The following is a 19,031-nucleotide window of genomic DNA, read 5'->3' on the forward strand; positions in this document are numbered from 1 at the left end:
CAGATGAAAAAGTCATTCTTTGTAACCTACAGAAGTCCTCTTCTGATCCTGATTTTTCTAATTCTTACAGGGGGCGCCTATTCGTATACTAAAATACAATCTGCCTTATTTCCACAGGTTACTTTCCCCAAGATAAAAATAATTGCAGATGTGGGACAACAGCCTATTAGCCAAATGACCGTAGGAGTAACCAAGGTATTGGAAAATGCTGTAAAGAAAGTTCCTGACCTACAGATTCTCAAAAGTACAACCAGCCGGGGAAGCTGTGAAATTTCGGCATTTATGTCCTGGAATGTTAATGTAGATCTGGCAAAACAACAGGTAGAAAGCAGTATCAATGAGGTTAGAAATCAACTGCCTCCAGAAACAAACATTACTGTAGAGAAAATGAACCCTTCTATTCTTCCAGTAATAGGATATTCTTTAAATTCTGACACCAAAGATCCGATAGCCCTTAAACAGCTTGCCCTGTATACCATCAAACCATTTCTTTCTCAGGTTCCCGGAGTAAGTGAAATCAGGGTAATTGGCGGACAGGATAAGGAATTTCGGGTGCTGATGAACCAGCAGATGATGGCCCGTTTGGGTATCACCTCAGCCCATGTTGAACAGGCCATCAATAATACGAATTTCATTAAATCAAATGGTTATTCCTCTGATTTCAGATACCTTTATCTCACCCTCACCGATGCACAAATCCGAAATGAAAGCCAACTGAAAAGTCTTGTGGTCAGCAATAATGGAAACCGTATCGTTTTATTAGGTGATATTGCTGAAATTACCATTCATAATGCCAAACAATATATTAAGGTGAATGCTAACGGAAAAGAAAGCATCCTTATTGCCGTTATCCAGCAGCCCAATGCCAATGTAGTGGATCTTACCAAAGCGATGAACGCCAAAATAAGTGACCTGCAGAAAACATTGACCAAAGATGTGGTACTGAAACCTTATTATGTACAAGCCGATTTTGTAAATGACTCTATCAAAAGTGTAACAGATGCCCTATGGATAGGACTTCTATTAGCTATTATTGTCGCTATTATTTTTCTCCGTTCCTGGAAGGCAAGTGCAGTAATATTAATTACCATTCCCATTACCCTGAGCCTTACCATGCTGGCTTTATACGCTATAGGGCAGACCTTCAATATCATGACCTTAGGAGCAATTGCTGCAGCCATCGGGCTTATTATAGATGATGCTATTGTAGTAGTGGAACAAATACACCGTACCCATGAAGAACATCCTGAAGAATCTTCCAAAACATTGGTACAGAAAGCAATCAGCTATCTATTAAAAGCAATGGTAGGCTCATCATTAAGTACCATTGTCATATTTCTACCTTTTATCCTGATGAGCGGAGTGGCAGGAGCATATTTCAAGGTAATGACAGCCACGATGATTATTACTTTAGTGTGTTCTTTCTTTGCCACCTGGATATTGCTGCCTGTGGTATACTTATTCCTTTCTTCAGGAAAAATAAAAGAAAAAAATCTTCAGCATCACGATGTAAAAGAGAGAAAATGGGTAGAATTCTTTATCCGTAAACCTATCTTCAGCTATATATTTATCCTGTTGCTTATCCTGGTTACTGCTTTTATTTTACCCAATATCAGCACAGGTTTTTTACCGGAAATGGATGAAGGAAGTATCGTATTAGACTACAAATCTCCTCCAGGGACTTCACTGGAAGAGACAGACAGGAAACTCAAAATAGTGGAAAAAATAATAGTTTCCAATCCTGAAGTTACAGCCTATAGCAGAAGAACAGGCACACAGATGGGATTCTTTATTACGGAACCCAATATGGGAGATTATCTGATTCAGCTAAAAAAGGACCGCAATAAAACCACCGCCGAAGTCACAGATGAGATCCGTGCGAAGATAGAAGCTTCTGGTTTACCCTTAACGGTAGATTTCGGACAGGTAATTTCGGATATGTTGGGGGATTTAATGAGCAGTGTACAACCTATCGAGATCAAAATTTTTGGGACTGATCAAAAGGTTATTGAAAATTATTCTAAAAAAGTAGCTGATATCGTGGGAAAGGTGAATGGTACTGCTGATGTATTCGATGGGATTGTAATTGCAGGTCCTTCAATGATTGTTACTCCTAAATTATCTGTTCTGGCTCAGTATCAAATTCCTTTACCTGATTTTCAAAGCCAGTTGCAGGCTAATCTCGATGGAAATGTGGTAGGAAACATTTTCGACCAGGTTCAGTTCACCCCTATCAGGCTATTATATAACAGTAAGACCAACCAGTCTCTAAGTGATATCAACAACAGTATGATTTCGTTACCCAATGGAACTTTAAAGCCGTTAAGTGAATTAGCCACCGTTGGAATTACCAGTGGCTCAGCAGAAGTAAACAGGGAGGATCTTCAAACTTTAGGAATCGTAACAGCCAGGCTGGACAATGGTGATCTTGGGGGAACAATCAATGAAATTCAAAAACAAATTGAACAGAAGATCAAGCTTCCGGCTGGATATTCAGTGGTATATGGAGGGGCCTATGCTGAGCAACAGCGATCATTCAGTGAACTTTTGATTATCCTGGGAATTTCCTGCTTATTGGTATTTTCTGTCATGCTTTTCTTATTCCGAAACATTACGGTGGCTTTTCTTATTCTATGTATTTCCGTATTGGGTATTTCCGGAGGAATACTGCTTTTATATATTACCAATACTCCGTTGAATGTAGGAAGCTACACCGGATTGATTATGATGGTAGGAATCATTGGAGAGAATGCAATTTTCACCTATTTACAGTTTCACGAAAGTCTTGCATCCAAAACAAAAGAGCAAGCTATTATATATGCCATCAGCACAAGACTCCGTCCCAAACTGATGACTGCTTTGGGAGCTATTATAGCCTTAATGCCCCTTGCTTTGGGAATTGGTACTGGTGCTCAGATGCACCAACCTTTAGCCATTGCTGTGATTGGTGGCTTTTTGGTTGCCCTTCCACTCCTGCTTATTGTTTTCCCTACTTTATTAAATAAAATTCAACTAAAACAAACTGAAGAATGAAATTCTTAATTTTTCTCCTATTGTCAGGTACAATACTCGCCCAAAATGACAGCCTCAATAAAGCCAAAGACAGTGCCGTCACTATGAATAATACTATCATCCGAGACAGTATTTCTGCCCCAGCTCCTTTTAAACTAAAAGCGAAGCAGTTTATTATTCCTGGAGTATTGATTACCTATGGTGCTTTGGCTACAGCAACAGAACAGTTCAAAAAAATAAACTTTGATACCCGAAATGAGATAAGAGAAGACCATCCTACTTTCCGCACCACCATAGATAATTACACACAATTTCTACCTGGTGCTACTGTTTTTGCACTGCAGGCATTTGGAATAAAAGGTGAAAGTCCTGTAAAAAAAGAATTGATTGTATATGCTATGTCCATTGGGATCTCTACTGCCATTGTTATTCCTACAAAAAAATTAACCCATCAGGAAAGACCAGACGGAAGTAACAACCAGTCTTTTCCTTCCGGGCATACTGCTCTGGCCTTTGCTTCGGCCGAATTTCTTCGCAGAGAGTACTGGAATGTTTCGCCCTGGATAGGTGTAGCAGGTTATGCTGTTGCCACTGGAACAGGGATTCTCAGAATGTATAACAATAAGCACTGGCTCGGTGATGTTGCAGCAGGAGCTGGAATAGGGATTCTCTCTACCACTCTATCTTATTGGCTTTATGATAAGATCTGGACTGGTGAGAATCACAAACATCAGGTCTTTCTGTTTCCAGGATACAACAATAAACAGTTTACAATTGGTCTCGTAAAACAATTTTAACCGATTCTTTTCAAATCAAAATAATAAAATTATGAAAGCAAAAAGCATCTCAGTAATAGCGTTCTCTCTTATATTTTCTATTGCCTCTTATGGGCAGAAGAGCTCATCAATGCAAGTTACCAACACATTTCAGATAGGAGGAGATGACAGCGGATGGGACTATTTATCCCTTAATCCTCAAAGCACCCAACTGTATATCAGCCATGGCAGCCGTGTCAATATTGTTGATCCAGCAACAGGCTCTCCCATTGCTGAAATTACAGATACCAATGGTGTTCATGGCATTGCTTTTCTCCCTGATACAGGCAAAGGTTACATTTCTTGCGGCAAACTGAACAAAGTAAAAGTCTTTGATACAACCACCCATAAAATCATCGGTGAAATCTCAACTGGCCAAAACCCCGATGCTCTATTCTACGAACCATTTACAAAAAAAATAATTGTTGGGAACGGAAAAAGTAATGATTTAAGCTTTATTGATCCCTCCACTGATACTGTAATACAAACCATAAACGTTGGCGGAAAACCTGAAGCAGCCGTCAGTGATGACAAAGGCAGAATATTTGTCAATATTGAAGATAAAAATGAAATAGTAGTGATGGATGCCAAAACGTTCACTATACTCTATCATTGGGGATTAGATAAAGAAGAAGAACCTTCCGGACTGGCCATAGACCTTAAAACCAGCAGACTTTTCAGTACTTGCGATAAAATGCTGGTAATTTTAGATTCCAATACAGGGAAAATTGTTAAAAAGCTACCTATTGGTGAAGGTTGTGATGGTGTGGTATTCGACACAAAAACCAATATGATTTATACGTCCAATGGTGAAGGAAATATCTCGGTCATTCGTGAAGAGAATGCTTATCAATATACCTCCTTTCCCCATATTGAAACGAAAAAGGGAGCCCGTACCATTGCGTTAAATAGAATGACTCATCGCCTATATCTTCCTACAGCCGATTTCAGTACAACAGAAAAAGACAGCAGAGGCAGAGCGAAGATATTACAGGGAACATTTAAGATACTGGAAGTAAGTATGGACAAACTCAAAAAATAAAAAAGGACAAGCCATTTTTATGGTTTATCCTTCAAGTGACCCGGCTGGGATTCGAACCCAGGACCCATACATTAAAAGTGTATTGCTCTACCAGCTGAGCTACCGAGTCGGTCACTTACTTTTTCAGTAAATCCCTTTGTTTAAGGGACTGCAAAGATAGGAAAGCCCTCTTTAAATCCAAACTTTTTCAGACTTTTTTATCATAAAATTTACATCAAAAAAGTCAAACATCTGTTTATAAATCAATTACAATATCTATTTTTTCAGATAAAAAGTGCCGGGGTAATAGGATTTGTAGAATGAAATGCCTTTTTAACATAAAAATTTAATTTGTCAAGTCAGAAATAACACATATCTTAGCAACTAAGATAATTAGTCAATGATTAAAAATACAATACAACAATTCCGTGAAGCCAGCAGAGCCTATTCTGATGCTTCTATTTTCATGCACGAGGCTATCGCCAGAAAAGCAGGACTTACCAGCGCTGATCATAAATATCTTGGACTTATTTTGCAGCATGAATCTATCACAGCTGGCGAAATCTCTAAACTAACAGGTCTTACCACTGGTGCTGTAACCGGATTGATAGACCGTCTGGAGAAGAAAGATCTTCTTAAAAGACAGTTTATTAAGGAAGACCGAAGAAAAGTCATCATCATCCCGAACATTGAGAACAGTATGAAATTACTGAGTCCTATTTTCGATGAATTGCAACAGAAAACGCTTACCCTTATCTCTGCTTTTTCTGAAAAGGAAATAGAAACCATTGAACGCTATTTCAGGGAAGCTACCCTCATTATGAAAGAAACGGCAGACCACTTAAACCACCCATAAAACAATAGAAGACCATGGAATTAACAGCCACATACCTAACCCGCGCAGAAATATGGCTTTGCCTTACTACATTGCTTTATTTTCTTATGAATGGTGCGCAGATCTTCGAAACTCTCATATTTGTACCGAAATGGGCTTCTTCCCCACCCGATACATTTAAACTTCTTCAGGATGGAAAAGGAACAAGTCTTAAGTTTTTTTGGATCATTCTTCATTCATTGCATGAAATCGCTTTTATCCTCGCAATTATTTTTTGCTGGAAAATTGATCCGGTAAGGAACTGGCTTTTGGCTTTATTTATCGTTCATGCAGCTGTAAGAGTCTGGACACTAACCTTTTTTGCTCCGAACATTATACAGTTTCAGAATTTAGTCTCAACTTCTTCCCTTTCAGAAGAAATAGCTGCCAGAATATCACTTTGGAAAAATCTTAATTATATTCGGGTAGCAATCTATATTGCTCTTTCAATAGGCTTTATTCCTCTTTGTATTAAAATATTCAGTTATCGTCAGTGATTGTAATTTCTGCTCTAAAATATAATTTCGCCAACTGTAAAAGCTGGCGAAAATTTTCAAATCAACTTATCTCTATTTTAAACAGAAATTTGAGTCTTGGCATTCTGATATTCAAAAATTTTGATAACTGTATCTGCTGTTTCCTGACCCAGATGTTTTCCAATCAGATAGAGTGCGGCATCAATCCCAGCCGTAATTCCTGCTGTAGTTATTAGCTGTCCCTGATCAATATAGCGCACATTCCTGATGACATTAGCTTCAGGATTACATTGTTCTAAAGCGTCTAACAGCATACTATGAGTGGTAATATGATGACCATCAAGGATACCTGTTCCGGATAGCAGCATACTTCCTGTACATACAGTAAATACAACTGTTCCGGCATCATAATGAGTTTTGATCCATTTCAATATCGTTTCCTGAAAATCTCTATCCTGAATATATTTCATAATGTACTCGGGGTTTGCTCCGGGGACGACAATCATATCTGGCTTGGGACATGTATTTATATCATACGTAGGGACAACAGCCATTGTGTTCGCCTCCATAAGTATAGCTTCTTTTGTTTTTCCGACTGTAAAGCAATGATAACTATCCGGACATATAACATTCGCTTTAACAAAAACATCTAAAGGGCCATTTAAATCAAGTGCTTCCACTTGGTCATAAATTAAAAATGCCACATTCATTGTTTCCCTGTTTTTTACGTGCTTCATAATTCTATTATTTTAAGATTATTATTTTTAAATAAAGGCATGAGTCTTCCATTCTGATCATTGACAATCATCAGTTTTACTATAAATCAGTAAGAGGAAAATAATTATTCTGTGGTTTTGAATGCTTTCCGGTATTGTGCCGGAGAAAGGGAAATATTTTTAAGGAATAATCGGCGAAGCGAAGCTGCACTGCTAAGACCGCACTTATCAGCAATCATATCGATACTCATATCGGTGTATTCCAGCATATTTTTGGCCTGATCCAGCCTCATTTTTTCAAGAAACTTGCCAGGAGTCATTCCGGAATCTTTAAGAAAGACCCTGGAAAAATTACGGGTACTCATATTCAAGGACTCAGCAATGTACTCTACTGTTATCATTCCGCCCAGTTTATCTTTCAACAAATCGCGGACTTGTTTTGTAAAAGGAGACATTATTTCATATTCCGGCAATGCATTTCCAAACTGAGACTGCATTCCGGATCTTTTCAAATGCAGGACAAGATGGCGGGCAACCTCTGTGCCCAAAGGTTTTCCAAAATCTTCTTCCAGTAGTGCCAATGCCAGATCCATCCCTGAAGAAACTCCACCCGAAGTATAGATAGGTTTGTCCCGAATAAAAAAAGGATTAACGTTCACCTCAAGTTTTGGATAGGATTTCTGTAATGTATCTGCAAATTTCCAATGGGTAGTCACCTTCTTTCCCTCCAGAAGACCTGCTTTGGCAAGAACAAATGCACCCACACAGACAGAACCCATACGCCTCACCTGCGGGCTTATATTTTGAAGAAAATGATAGACATCAGGACTGATTTCATCCAGTACACTCAAAGTTGTCCCTGCTACAAGCAAAGTATCTATAGGAAAATCAATATCATAAATTGTATGACTGCAAGATAATGGCATTCCTGAACTGGAATATATGAACTTTTCTGAAGTTCCGGACACCAGATGAACATGATATCCGGATCCTTCTCTGCCATCATTTAAAAAACGGTTGGCTGATGTAAAAACATCCAACGGTCCTGCAATATCAAGCAGCTGTACCTGTGGCAGCGCCAAAAGCACTATATTCTTCATCCCGGTATGTTGTCTTTCTTTCTTCATATCTCGTTCTGTATGAATACAAATGTAAAGAGAAAGCACTTTGTCTGCAATGACAAAAAACATACGATTCCGGCCAAAGTACTTTTCTCTTTTTTGTGATTATAAAAGAGACTGCCCTACAGGACAGTCTCAGCACTCTACTATAAAATTAGCTAATAAGCTATACTTTTGGTTTTATTAAAAATTAAAATCTTCCCTTACGCAGGTGATAATCGGCGGGATTTCAAATAAAGGGCGGTACGGTTCAGATAAGGAAAAAGAAAAATCAACAACAATGAAACTGCAAGAAGTCCAGCCATCATTTCATAATAATCCATGGCAAAACGGACATGATCCTGAACATTCATTCTTCCAACCAATAGTTTATGGGCAGCTTTTACTGCTTTATCTTCTGACATTCCTCTGCTAATAAGTTTTGCGGTCTGATCATGAAGAAAGCTTTTGACTTCCGGATCAACAGCACTTAAATGATCCTGAAAAGCATTGTAATGGCGGCTTTTTTCAAACAATTCAAAGAAATTGATCAGGGCTATACTCACGCAAAAACCCAGATACCGGATTGCTAAAGCCGTTGCAGCAGCAGAAGGACCAATAACCGCAGGAACCGATGAAATAATAAAAATAATCGTGGGAACCATAATCAGCCCGACTCCTAATCCCTGTATGAATAATGGGATATAATAATTAAATTCATCAGCCTGAATATCAAAAGAATAATACATCAATCCATGAAAAATCAATAACATTAAAAAACCTGGTCCCCAGATATATCGAATGTTTTTCTTTTGTAAAACCATGCAACAGGCGATAACTACACCGATAACCAGCCCGGTAAGATTAAATATATTGATATAGGAAATATGAAACGGATCCAAATGCAGTTCTGATGCAAAATAATTATTGGTAATTCCTGATGCAAACCTGCAGATGTACATCACAAAAAGGATCAGCAGACCCACTTTAAAATTTCTGTATCTGAAAACGCGCAGATCAATATAGGGTCTTTTAATGGCCTGCTGCCGAAATACAGAGATTATCCCTAAAACAACAATTCCTATTACACTTCCGAGAATCCGGTTATCTTCCAGCCAATAATATTCCTGTCCAAAAATGGTAATGTATCCAATAAGCACCAGCATAGCGCTGAAGAGTCCAAAACTCTGCCAGTCGAGTTTATACAGATGAAATCTTGCATGTGTTCTGTAATTGCTCATTGCAAGAGTCAGGAAAATAAGTCCTGGCAGATATGAGAATATGGCCGTTTTATAAACAATATTGAAATTATAAGAGTCAATAAGATCCGCAGTAATCAGATTATTAAACGGCAAGGCACAGATCAAAATACCGAAGAATACAGAAAAACTGATCTCACGTCCCCTCTCGCTGCTCAGCCGAGTAAAAATAAGAGTAAGCGACAGGTTTACATTTCCTGCAAACAGCATTCCCTGAATAAAGCGAACCGGAAACAGAATATAAATCTCCCGGGTACAATAACATACCAGACACGCTAAAATCTGCAGTGTAGTGAACAGAAGAAAGTATTCCTTTGCCGCCAGAAAACTAAAAAATCTTCTTTCCAGACTGTAAAAACCTACATATCCTGCATAAAACAGTGCCACAGAGAACTGAATATCCGCCGGCTCACTTCCATAATATCCGGCAGCAGCATTCACATTGGTCAAAGGAAGAAAAAATATGATGATCCCCGGAAGAGTCATTGAAAAAAGAATGATCTTAATAAGCCATTCCGGTGCCCATTTTTTGAAAAAAGGCATTTGTCTTTTAACCATTGGAATGCTTTTTAACCGCATATACATTTACGTTCATCCCTACTTTCAAGACATCAATATCTTTTCTCATCCCATCCACTTTGATTCTCACAGGGATACGCTGTACAATTTTCACATAATTTCCGGTAGAGTTATCAGGAGGAAGCAGTGAAAAGCTTGACCCTGTGGCGGGAGAAAGTGAAATAATAGTACCTTTAAATTCCCTATCCGGATAAGAATCTGCTACAATTTTCACATGATCTCCGATGTGCATATCTTTGATCTGTGTTTCTTTATAATTGGCCACCACCCATTTATCCGTTTCATTATTCACAATAAATGCCAGTGTTTCTCCGGCATCAATCATCTGCCCTACTTCAACGGTTCTTCGTCCCATTCTTCCATCATAGGCAGCGGTGACCGCTGTATAGCTTACATCCAGTTTATGGCGGTCCAATAAAGCTTCCAGTCTTGCAATTTCTGCGCGGACAACCGTTTTTTCAGCCTGAATATCATTAATCTTAGATCTAGAAGCAGCATAATTATCCTGAGAAGATTGATAATCGCTTTCGTTGATCTCTAAAGTTGCCTTTACATCTTCAAGACGTTGTTTGGTAGCAGATTCTTCGTCATAAAGTTTTTTATATCTGTTATAATCAAGCTGTTGTTTCCAGACTTTTGCTTTACTGGCATCTACCTGAGCCATTGCAGCGGCAGCTTCTTTTTCTGTAGTACCTGTAGTACTTTCCAACACTTTCAGTTGAGCACGTGCTTTCTGAATCGCTGCCTGAGTCTGTTTTTCCTGAAGAACATATTCCCGGTTATCAATAATCAGAAGGGTATCTCCTTTTTTAACTTCCTGATTTTCTTCAAATTTTACGGCTACAATAAATCCTCCGGCTCTCGAAATAATGGGATTTACATATTCCTGAACCTGTGCATCATTGGTCTGCTCATAGGCATAGTAATTCTTTAGCGTAAAACCGCCCCAGACTGCAAGTGCAGCAACAATTAAAAGGGAAATCCATCCTGTGAGCTTTGTGATGAGTCTATCGGTGGGAGTATATTTTTTTTTCATTGTATTATAAAATGCCTGTAATGTTTTGTAATAAATAATAATTGTTTTGTGCCATAATTTTGGCGGCTTCCAGTTCAAATTTTGTCTGAAGAAGCTGTATATCCGCATCCAGCAGTTCAGTAATCAGAGAGGTCTGGCTGAAATAGGTATTCTTAATAATCCGTGCATTCTCTTTGGCCTGAATGACATTCGCTTCCGCTACCTTTATCTGCTCAAGGGCTTCCTGATACCTTAAATAAGCTTCTTTCACCTGCTGCCTTACCTGATCCTCTGTATTCTTGTGTACCTCTTCCTCTTTTTCAAACTCCAGTTGAGCTGCTTTTACTTTATGGGTATTATGATAAAGGGAAGAAATGGAAAAAGAAGCTTTAATTCCTACTATTCCTAATGAATACCAGTACGGATTATAGGGATAAAGAAAAATCTGCGGATTGGCATAATAAAACTCTCCATACATTCCAATTTTAGGTCTTACATTGGCTTTTACCTGTTTCAGTTTGATCATACTCAGTGCTGTCTGCTGTTCAGAGACATGATAATTAAAAGAATGATCCAGTGCCAGTTTCAAATATTCTTTGTAAGTCGTATTTTCATTCCATTGATTCACTGGAACTTCAGGAATGACGATCTGTTCATCAGGAATACCCAGGATAATATTCAGCTTTTGTGTGGCAATGAGAATATCATTTTCTATAGTCACTAAAGCCATCTTCCGTTTTGAAAGTTCAAGCTCTATTCTTAAAACATCACTTTTTAAAACAACTCCGTTTTTATACAGAGCCTGTATTTCTTTAAGCTGTGTTTTCTGATCGGCTATATCCTGTTTTATAAGATCCCTGAAAATTAATGTTTTCTGGAGTTCAAGATAAAGGGCAGCTGTTTTATAATGAATATCAGAAACAGACTGCTCTTTCTGGATATCCTTAATTTTTTGAAGAGTCTGATTTTCTTTAATCTTAAGATTCAGCTTGTTTCCATTGTAAATATTCAGATAAAAATCTGCTCCGGCTCTGTAGAGCGTATGGATAACTTCATGCTGTGTAGGTTTGGAAAAAATTCCGTTTTCATAGATAGGAATGTTGGACGCTTTTTCAGCAGAACCTTTCACTTCTATTTCCGGAAGACGTTCTCTTTTGGCATCTTTCACTTCGGCTTCGGCAATGTCTACGTTGATGGTATTGATTCTGATATGGCGGCTGTTTTCCTCAGCTTTCTGCCACGCATCTTTTAAGGAGAGTATTATCGTATCCTTTGTTGGACTGCCAGTTTGAGCTGATAGAGTGTAGGAAATTCCCAGCATCAGCAATCCGGCGACATAAATTTTCATTTGAATTTTTGAATTATTGCACTGCAAATTTATCCTCAATTCGCAAATTATATTTATCTAAAATAGTCAACTTTTACATGATTCCGGCCAAATGATTATATTTGCATTCTCATTGGTATTTTAATTTTTTTTATGGGATTAATCGCTGCGCTTCCGGACATTGATAAAGACGACAAAAGTGTATTTGTTATGCACGAGAAATCGGAAAAACTGATTCCCTTCCACAAGCATACGAAAGGACAGCTGAGCTATGTAGAAGGCGGCATTGCTTATATTACGATCAGCAACAGGACGTATGTGGTCCCGGCCCGGCATTTCTTCTGGATTCCGCAGGGGATGGAACATATTTTAGAAATCGGACACTCTGCCACAGTTCTTCGTTCTCTTTATTTCTATGCTCATGATGATATCTCAGATCCTTTCTACAGCAGGCTGGGAATATATCCGGCATCAGAACTGCTGATTCAGATGATCAAGTATACTGAAATATGGGATGAAAAACATGTTACTGCAAAAGACGAAAATTTTGAATTTCTGGTCGCTTTAAAAAAAATACTGCCAAAAACCCATCAACAGCCGTTACCCATCATTCTTCCTGCCACTCACAACAAACAGATGATGAAAATTGTATCTTACCTGGAATGGAATATCACCGAAAAACTTACTTTGGCCAATGTAAGCACCAGATTTGGTCTGAGTGAACGCTCTATGTCCCGACTTTTCAAAGCAGATATGGATATTTCTTTTCTTCAATACCTGAAAACGTTAAGAATCATCAAAGCCATTGAATTGCTTTTAAATACAGACAAGCCCATCAATGAAATTGCTGATGATGTAGGCTACAGCTCCATTAGCGCCTTTAGTGATACTTTTCGCGAATTTACACAATCCAGACCTTCAGACTTGAGAAAGAGTAAAAAAACGACTCAAAATTCCATCGGATAGTCGGTTTATCTATGACCTTCGTCAGCTTTAAGAAAATAAAAGAGTAATTTATCTTTTATTAAAAATATCTTTCTATCTTTGTCTCATAAAACTCAGAAAAATGTTTTCAAAAACCTGTGAATATGCCTTAAGAGCTTTGATCTACATCGCCCAGCAGTCTAAAAATGGCAGCAGGGTCGGGATTAAAGACATTTCAAAAAGCATCCATTCGCCGGAACACTTTATCGCCAAAATTTTGCAGGACCTGAGCAGAAAAGGATTTGTACAATCTGCCAAAGGCCCGAATGGAGGTTTTTATATGGATCAGAAAAACCTGAATACTTCCATTGCTGATATTGTAAGGGAAATTGATGGTGATAAGCTTTTTTCCGGTTGTGGACTTGGGCTGGAGCAATGCTCAGAAATACATCCCTGCCCTTTGCATGAACAGTTTAAAAGCATCAGACAAGATCTCCGTATCATGCTTGAAACTTCAAAAATTCAGGCTTTTGTTGATAACCTGGATTTAAAACTAACCCATCTGAAAGTGTAAAAAAAATTTGAATAAATAAAAGACAAAAAAGTCTTTATATAATAATGAATTCAAAAAAATAATTTAATGCATACAGAAAATATTGAAAAAATGTCCGGACACTGGTTACTGGCTAAAATCGGTAAAAAAGTGTTGCGTCCGGGAGGTCTTGCGTTGACCAAAAAGATGTTATCAATGCTGGACATCAACGCTGATGATGATATGGTGGAATTTGCTCCCGGTCTTGGGTTCACCGCACACATGGCATTGGAAAAAAAACCTGGTTCTTATATAGGAATTGATGCGGAGCAAAGCGCCGTGGAATATCTTAACAGAGAATTTGAAGGGACATCAGCCCAGTTTAAACTGGGAAATGCCGCAGAGAGTTCTTTACCTGAACAATCGGCCAGTAAAGTCTATGGAGAAGCAATGCTGAGCATGCATGCAGACCACCGGAAAGCAGAAATTATCCAGGAAGCCTACAGAATCCTGAAACCTAAAGGATATTATGCAATTCATGAGCTGGCTTTAAAACCGGAGAATCTCGACAGTAATGTAAAACTGCATATTCAGAAGGAGCTGGCTTTGGCTATCAAAGTGAATGCACGCCCGTTAACCGTTTCTGAGTGGACCGCATTATTGGAAAAAGAAGGATTTAAAGTCCTGAAAGTAGAAACTGCACCCATGCACCTTCTGGAACCTCAAAGAATTATTGATGACGAAGGAGTTTCCGGAGCCATTAAAATTGCTAAAAATATATTACTCAATCCCTCCATCAGAAAGAGAGTGCTCAAAATGAAAAAGGTATTCAAAAAACATGAACAAAACATGTGTGCTGTGGTAATTATCGCAACAAAAGAATAAGTTTTGAAGGTGAAAATAAGGTGATAAAAGTCAGAACAAATAAAAAACAATTCACTCTTTTATCCTGAAAATAGATTTTATATTTGTATAAGAAAAGAAGAAGAAAGTACCTTCAAAAACCGGTAAAAATTACAGTTCATCAGCAGTTCAGGCTTACGATATCCCTACTCATAATATAAGTTCTGCTCCTATTTTTAAAATTTAAAAAACTAAATATTTATCGATCATTAAACGATATTTTCTCAGAAAACAATTTAATAAAAGATAAAAAGGTATTAATATCTCAAATAATGAAAAAATGAAACTGAATGCTAAAAACCCTCTTGTGTTAATGATGCTTTGCCTGATGACAGGTGTTTTTGTCACGGTCAGTTTTCTGGAAACCCCCATGAAGTTTCAGGTTCCGGGAATGACACTTCCCGTAGCCCTTGAGCTGGGAATGATGATGTTCGGAATATCTACTAAAATACAATGTGTCTTCCTTATCCTTATTGTAGCAGGAATGGTCGTAAGCAGAAAAAAATATACGAAAACAGACTTTATAATAATAGTCGTTTTATTAACGATCCTGCTGTTAGAAAAATTCTGGATGCTCCCTGTCCTTGATAACCGGGCCCAATTGTTATCAGCTGGAAAACCAGTTTTATCGTCAGAAATGCATAACTATTTCATCTATGCTGAATCTGCCAAAGCAATATTTCTGTGCATAGCCATCAGCTTACAATTTATAAAACAAAAAAATGAATACTGAAGCAATTCTGCACAATGTTTACTCCAGCAGAAAAATTTAAACTATTAATTCCCTTATTATGAAAAAAACGATCGTACTCACCACAGCATTATGCACAGTGATGGTATTCAATGCCTGTAAACAGAGCACTTCATCAGATACAGTCAATGGTGCCAATACAGAGAATATAAAAACGGATGGAACAAGTGAAGAATTAAAAATGCCTGCTCCACCTCATGTTCCGGCCCCTGTTGGAACCCGTGCTGCTAAAAAAATCATTGTAAAACTGGAAACGATAGAGAAAACGGGAGAACTGGCAGATGGAACACAATACAATTTCTGGACTTTCAACGGAACAGTTCCCGGAAGCTTTATCCGGGCAAGAGTTGGAGATGATATTGAACTTCATCTTAAAAACCATGAAAATAATACCTTCCCCCATAATATTGACCTTCATGCTGTAAACGGACCTGGTGGTGGTGCTGAAGCTACTTTTGTGGCTCCCGGTAAAGAAGCTGTCTTTACTTTCAAAGCACTCAACCCCGGATTATATGTCTACCATTGTGCAACAGCACCTGTAGGAATGCATATTGCCAACGGAATGTACGGTCTTATTCTTATAGAGCCTGAAGGCGGGCTTCCAAAAGTAGACAAGGAATTCTATATCATGCAGGGGGATTTTTACACGAAAGGAAAATTCGGAGATAAAGGCTTGCAGGAGTTTGACATGGATAAAGCGATTGCTGAGCATCCTGAATATGTAGTCTTCAATGGAAATACAGCCTCACTTTTAGGTGATAAAGAACTTCAGGTAAAAACAGGGGAAACAGTAAGGTTCTTTGTAGGGAACGGCGGACCGAATCTTACCTCTTCTTTCCATATTATCGGGGAAATCTTTGACAAAGTATACATCGAAGGAGGCAGCAAAATAAATGACAATGTACAAACAACGGTAATTCCTCCCGGAGGAGCATCTATTGTAGAGTTTAAAGCGACAGTTCCCGGAGAATATGTGATTGTAGATCATGCAATTTTCAGGGCATTCAACAAAGGTGCTCTAGGCAAGATTAAAGTAACCGGACCAGAAAACCCGGCAGTGTATAAAAAGAATCAGTAATGAATTAAGGTTCATTGGGATTTTAAAAGAGAAACAATGAGAACTTTTGTAATTATAGTAGGTCTGACAGTCTGTTCAGTAATGACATTTTGTTCCGAAAAAACGAAAAGTGCGAAAGTAAAAATTCCGGCCCAAAAACATTTAAGCCTGATTGTAAGTCAGAAAAAAATGATCAAAATACAAGGAGGAACGTATAAGGCATTCATTGGCAAAGATTCAGGAAGGATTGTAAGAGTACAGACTTTTTACCTGGATGACAGCCCTGTTACGAACCGGGAATATCTTGAGTTTCTTAAAGCAAATCCTCAATGGACACGAAGCAAAGTACTAAGACTCTATGCAGACAGCAATTACCTGAAACACTGGAAAAGTGACTATGAAATCCCGGCAGGAATAAGCCCGGAAGCACCTGTCACCAATATTTCATGGTTTGCCGCTGAAGCGTATGCAAAAAGCACAGGCAAAAGACTTCCGGCAATCGACGAATGGGAATATGCGGCACTGGCAGATCAATATACTCCGGATGCCTCCAGGGATCCCGCTTTTACAGATTATATTTTGAAAGCTTATCAAAAAAAGGATAAAAACCAACAACCTATAAAACAAGAACCACCTAATTATTACGGAATTTATAATATGTATGGAATGGTTTGGGAGTGGACTTATGATTTCAATTCGGTAATGATGAGTGGAGAATCCAGAAAAGATAATACGGTGAATGACAACCTATTCTGTGCCGGAGCAGCAGTAACTTCTTCTGATCTAAGAAATTACGCAGCCTTTATCCGGTATGCATTAAGAGGAAGTATAAAAGCAGATTACTGCCTTAATAATCTAGGATTCAGATGTGCTAAAAACAAAAATTGACCCTTATGAAAAATATAACTCTCATGCTGCTGGCTTTGATGATGATATCCTGCAGCAAGAAAAATGAAGAGATAAGTCCTGATTCTATCTACAACGTACAGACAAAATGGGAGAAACAGGATGGTGAGAACATTACATTCTCGGATCTGAAAGGAAAAGTACTGGTGACTGCAATGATTTTCACTTCCTGTAAAACGGCCTGCCCAAAACTAACCGCAGAAATGAGAACAATTGCCCAGAAAGTAGGAAAAACAAATCCAGAGGATATTCAGTATGTATTAATTTCCATTGATCCGGAAAATGATACTCCAAAAGTAATGAAGAGATACCTGTATGTAAACAGGTTCGATGAAAAAGAATGGACTTTCATCCGGGGTAATGAAGAAAATACCAGAGAACTGGCCAATATAATGGCTGTAAAATATAAGCAGATATCTCCTATAGAATTCTCCCACTCCAACATCATTACCGTGTATTCAAAAAAGGGAACTCTTGCTTTTCAGAAAGAAGGTCTCGATAGTGATTACGAAGCTATTGTGAGCGAAATAAAAAAACAAATACAACTTTAAATGGATAAGATTATGAAAAAATTACTTGTAGCAGTTTCACTGTTTTCACTTGCTGTAACGTCATGTTCAGATAAAAAAGGTACAGATCCCATTCCTCAGCCACAGGAAAGCAATACAATGCTGGAAGAACCAAAACCCCAGGAAGCAGCACCAGCCGCCACTCCACTTTCAGGAGCTGATGCAGAAATAGCTGAAGGAAAATCCCTTCTAGAAGGAACAGACTGTTTATCATGTCATAAAATCGATTCAAAACTTGTAGGCCCCGCCTATCAGGAAGTGGCAGCAAAGTATAAAGAAGCAGATCTTGATATGCTTGCACAGAAAATTATTGACGGTGGTAAAGGCAACTGGGGAGAAATTCCCATGACTCCCCACGCAGGATTGAGTAAAGATAACGCCAAGCTGATGGTAAAATATATTCTGTCACTTAAGAAATAGAGTAAAAAAATTTAAAATAATAAAAGATAAAAAAGTATTATATTATGAATACAAGAACAGACTTTATAGGAAATATGGTTGCTGAAGACTTCAGAACAGCAGCAATTTTTAAAAGACATGGTATTGATTTCTGCTGTAAAGGCGGAAGAACCATTGAAGATGCCTGCAGTAATAAAAAACTTGATGCTGAAAGTATTTATGAAGAACTGGAAGCACTTCCAAAAAATGAAGGTACTGCCATAGATTTCAACAGCTGGCCATTGGATTTGCTGGCAGATTATATTGAGAAAACGCACCATCGTTATGTAGAAGAAAAAACTCCTGTTTTGCAGGCATTTCTTGATAAGCTTTGTAAAGTTCACGGAGGAAGACATCCGGAGCTGTTTGAAATTAATGCATTATTCAATGAATCGGCTCACGATCTGGCTGCTCATATGAAAAAAGAAGAATTGATTCTTTTCCCTTTTGTAAGGAATATGGTAAAAGCTAAAATATCATGCACATCCCTTCCCCAGGCTCATTTTGGAACAGTAGAAAATCCTGTCCATATGATGGAACACGAACATACAGTAGAAGGCGAACGTTTCAGAAGAATTGCAGAAATCACCAATGAATATCTTCCACCTGCAGATGCCTGCAATACCTACAAAGTAGCTTTTGCCATGCTTCAGGATTTTGAAAATGATTTACATAAACATATCCATCTTGAAAATAACATCCTCTTTCCAAAAGCCATCCAACTGGAGAAAGAATTTGCCGTTGAATCTTAAAAACT

General features: G+C 38.2%; 19 protein-coding genes and 1 tRNA gene. 14 read left to right on the plus strand and 6 right to left on the minus strand.

Going from position 1 to position 19,031, the window contains the following annotated elements:
• Window positions 1–3: 3 nt before the first annotated feature.
• The 3 genes from ACWPWS_RS07680 to ACWPWS_RS07690 are packed head-to-tail and all read left to right on the plus strand — an operon-like array spanning window position 4 to window position 4,869.
• Window positions 4–3,033 (plus strand): efflux RND transporter permease subunit, encoded by a 3,030-nt coding sequence (locus ACWPWS_RS07680; protein ID WP_454046115.1) that lies wholly within the window; start codon window positions 4–6, stop codon window positions 3,031–3,033.
• Window positions 3,030–3,809 carry a phosphatase PAP2 family protein gene (locus ACWPWS_RS07685; RefSeq protein WP_454046116.1) on the plus strand — a complete coding sequence of 260 codons (780 nt, stop codon included), beginning with the start codon at window positions 3,030–3,032 and terminating at the stop codon, window positions 3,807–3,809. The genes ACWPWS_RS07680 and ACWPWS_RS07685 overlap by 4 nt, the downstream gene beginning before the upstream one ends.
• Before the next feature lie 31 nt (window positions 3,810–3,840).
• Window positions 3,841–4,869, plus strand: coding sequence for a YncE family protein (locus tag ACWPWS_RS07690; protein ID WP_454046117.1), 1,029 nt, complete (start codon window positions 3,841–3,843; stop codon window positions 4,867–4,869).
• 36 nt (window positions 4,870–4,905) lie between these two features.
• Here ACWPWS_RS07690 and ACWPWS_RS07695 read toward each other — a convergent pair.
• Window positions 4,906–4,978 (minus strand) — tRNA-Lys (locus ACWPWS_RS07695).
• Between the two features lie 270 nt (window positions 4,979–5,248).
• Between ACWPWS_RS07695 and ACWPWS_RS07700 the strand changes: the two genes are divergently transcribed.
• Window positions 5,249–5,704, plus strand: coding sequence for a MarR family winged helix-turn-helix transcriptional regulator (locus tag ACWPWS_RS07700; protein WP_454046118.1), 456 nt, complete (start codon window positions 5,249–5,251; stop codon window positions 5,702–5,704).
• A 14-nt stretch (window positions 5,705–5,718) separates the two neighbouring features.
• On the plus strand, window positions 5,719–6,219 hold the full coding sequence (locus ACWPWS_RS07705) for a transposase (protein WP_454046119.1): 501 nt from the start codon (window positions 5,719–5,721) through the stop codon (window positions 6,217–6,219).
• Between the two features lie 77 nt (window positions 6,220–6,296).
• Here ACWPWS_RS07705 and ACWPWS_RS07710 read toward each other — a convergent pair whose 3' ends face one another.
• The 5 genes from ACWPWS_RS07710 to ACWPWS_RS07730 all read right to left on the minus strand — a co-directional run bounded on the left by ACWPWS_RS07710 (window position 6,297) and on the right by ACWPWS_RS07730 (window position 12,215).
• Entirely contained in the window at window positions 6,297–6,935 is a 639-nt protein-coding gene (locus tag ACWPWS_RS07710) for a DJ-1/PfpI family protein (RefSeq protein WP_454046120.1), read from the minus strand.
• Window positions 6,936–7,039: 104 nt separating this feature from the next.
• Window positions 7,040–8,041: a GlxA family transcriptional regulator gene (locus ACWPWS_RS07715; RefSeq protein ID WP_454046121.1), complete on the minus strand. Its 1,002-nt coding sequence runs from the start codon at window positions 8,039–8,041 to the stop codon at window positions 7,040–7,042.
• A gap of 197 nt (window positions 8,042–8,238) precedes the next feature.
• Window positions 8,239–9,831, minus strand: coding sequence for a beta-carotene 15,15'-monooxygenase (locus ACWPWS_RS07720; protein WP_454046122.1), 1,593 nt, complete (start codon window positions 9,829–9,831; stop codon window positions 8,239–8,241).
• Complete coding sequence (locus ACWPWS_RS07725) at window positions 9,824–10,888, minus strand: HlyD family secretion protein (protein WP_454046123.1); 1,065 nt, start codon at window positions 10,886–10,888, stop codon at window positions 9,824–9,826. The genes ACWPWS_RS07720 and ACWPWS_RS07725 overlap by 8 nt, the downstream gene beginning before the upstream one ends.
• A gap of 4 nt (window positions 10,889–10,892) precedes the next feature.
• The gene (locus tag ACWPWS_RS07730; RefSeq protein ID WP_454046124.1) at window positions 10,893–12,215 is read right to left on the minus strand and encodes a TolC family protein; all 1,323 of its coding nucleotides are present in this window, start codon (window positions 12,213–12,215) and stop codon (window positions 10,893–10,895) included.
• Window positions 12,216–12,347: 132 nt separating this feature from the next.
• Here ACWPWS_RS07730 and ACWPWS_RS07735 point away from each other — a divergent pair, with 132 nt between their 5' ends.
• The 9 genes from ACWPWS_RS07735 to ric all read left to right on the plus strand — a co-directional run bounded on the left by ACWPWS_RS07735 (window position 12,348) and on the right by ric (window position 19,026).
• Window positions 12,348–13,160, plus strand: coding sequence for a helix-turn-helix domain-containing protein (locus ACWPWS_RS07735; RefSeq protein ID WP_454046125.1), 813 nt, complete (start codon window positions 12,348–12,350; stop codon window positions 13,158–13,160).
• Window positions 13,161–13,260: 100 nt separating this feature from the next.
• A complete protein-coding gene (locus ACWPWS_RS07740) occupies window positions 13,261–13,692 on the plus strand; it encodes an RrF2 family transcriptional regulator (protein WP_047384164.1) in 432 nt (143 codons plus the stop codon).
• A gap of 66 nt (window positions 13,693–13,758) precedes the next feature.
• The gene (locus ACWPWS_RS07745; protein WP_454046126.1) at window positions 13,759–14,535 is read left to right on the plus strand and encodes a methyltransferase domain-containing protein; all 777 of its coding nucleotides are present in this window, start codon (window positions 13,759–13,761) and stop codon (window positions 14,533–14,535) included.
• 298 nt (window positions 14,536–14,833) lie between these two features.
• Window positions 14,834–15,286 carry a hypothetical protein gene (locus ACWPWS_RS07750; RefSeq protein ID WP_454046127.1) on the plus strand — a complete coding sequence of 151 codons (453 nt, stop codon included), beginning with the start codon at window positions 14,834–14,836 and terminating at the stop codon, window positions 15,284–15,286.
• A 58-nt stretch (window positions 15,287–15,344) separates the two neighbouring features.
• A complete protein-coding gene (nirK, locus tag ACWPWS_RS07755; RefSeq protein WP_454046128.1) occupies window positions 15,345–16,382 on the plus strand; it encodes a copper-containing nitrite reductase in 1,038 nt (345 codons plus the stop codon).
• 36 nt (window positions 16,383–16,418) lie between these two features.
• Window positions 16,419–17,249 carry a formylglycine-generating enzyme family protein gene (locus tag ACWPWS_RS07760; RefSeq protein WP_454046129.1) on the plus strand — a complete coding sequence of 277 codons (831 nt, stop codon included), beginning with the start codon at window positions 16,419–16,421 and terminating at the stop codon, window positions 17,247–17,249.
• Window positions 17,250–17,254: 5 nt separating this feature from the next.
• Window positions 17,255–17,818 (plus strand): SCO family protein, encoded by a 564-nt coding sequence (locus ACWPWS_RS07765; protein ID WP_454046130.1) that lies wholly within the window; start codon window positions 17,255–17,257, stop codon window positions 17,816–17,818.
• A 12-nt stretch (window positions 17,819–17,830) separates the two neighbouring features.
• A complete protein-coding gene (locus ACWPWS_RS07770) occupies window positions 17,831–18,256 on the plus strand; it encodes a c-type cytochrome (protein WP_454046131.1) in 426 nt (141 codons plus the stop codon).
• A gap of 44 nt (window positions 18,257–18,300) precedes the next feature.
• On the plus strand, window positions 18,301–19,026 hold the full coding sequence (gene ric, locus ACWPWS_RS07775) for an iron-sulfur cluster repair di-iron protein (RefSeq protein ID WP_454046132.1): 726 nt from the start codon (window positions 18,301–18,303) through the stop codon (window positions 19,024–19,026).
• Window positions 19,027–19,031 lie beyond the last annotated feature (5 nt).

This window comes from Chryseobacterium sp. Marseille-Q8038 (assembly GCF_965111995.1).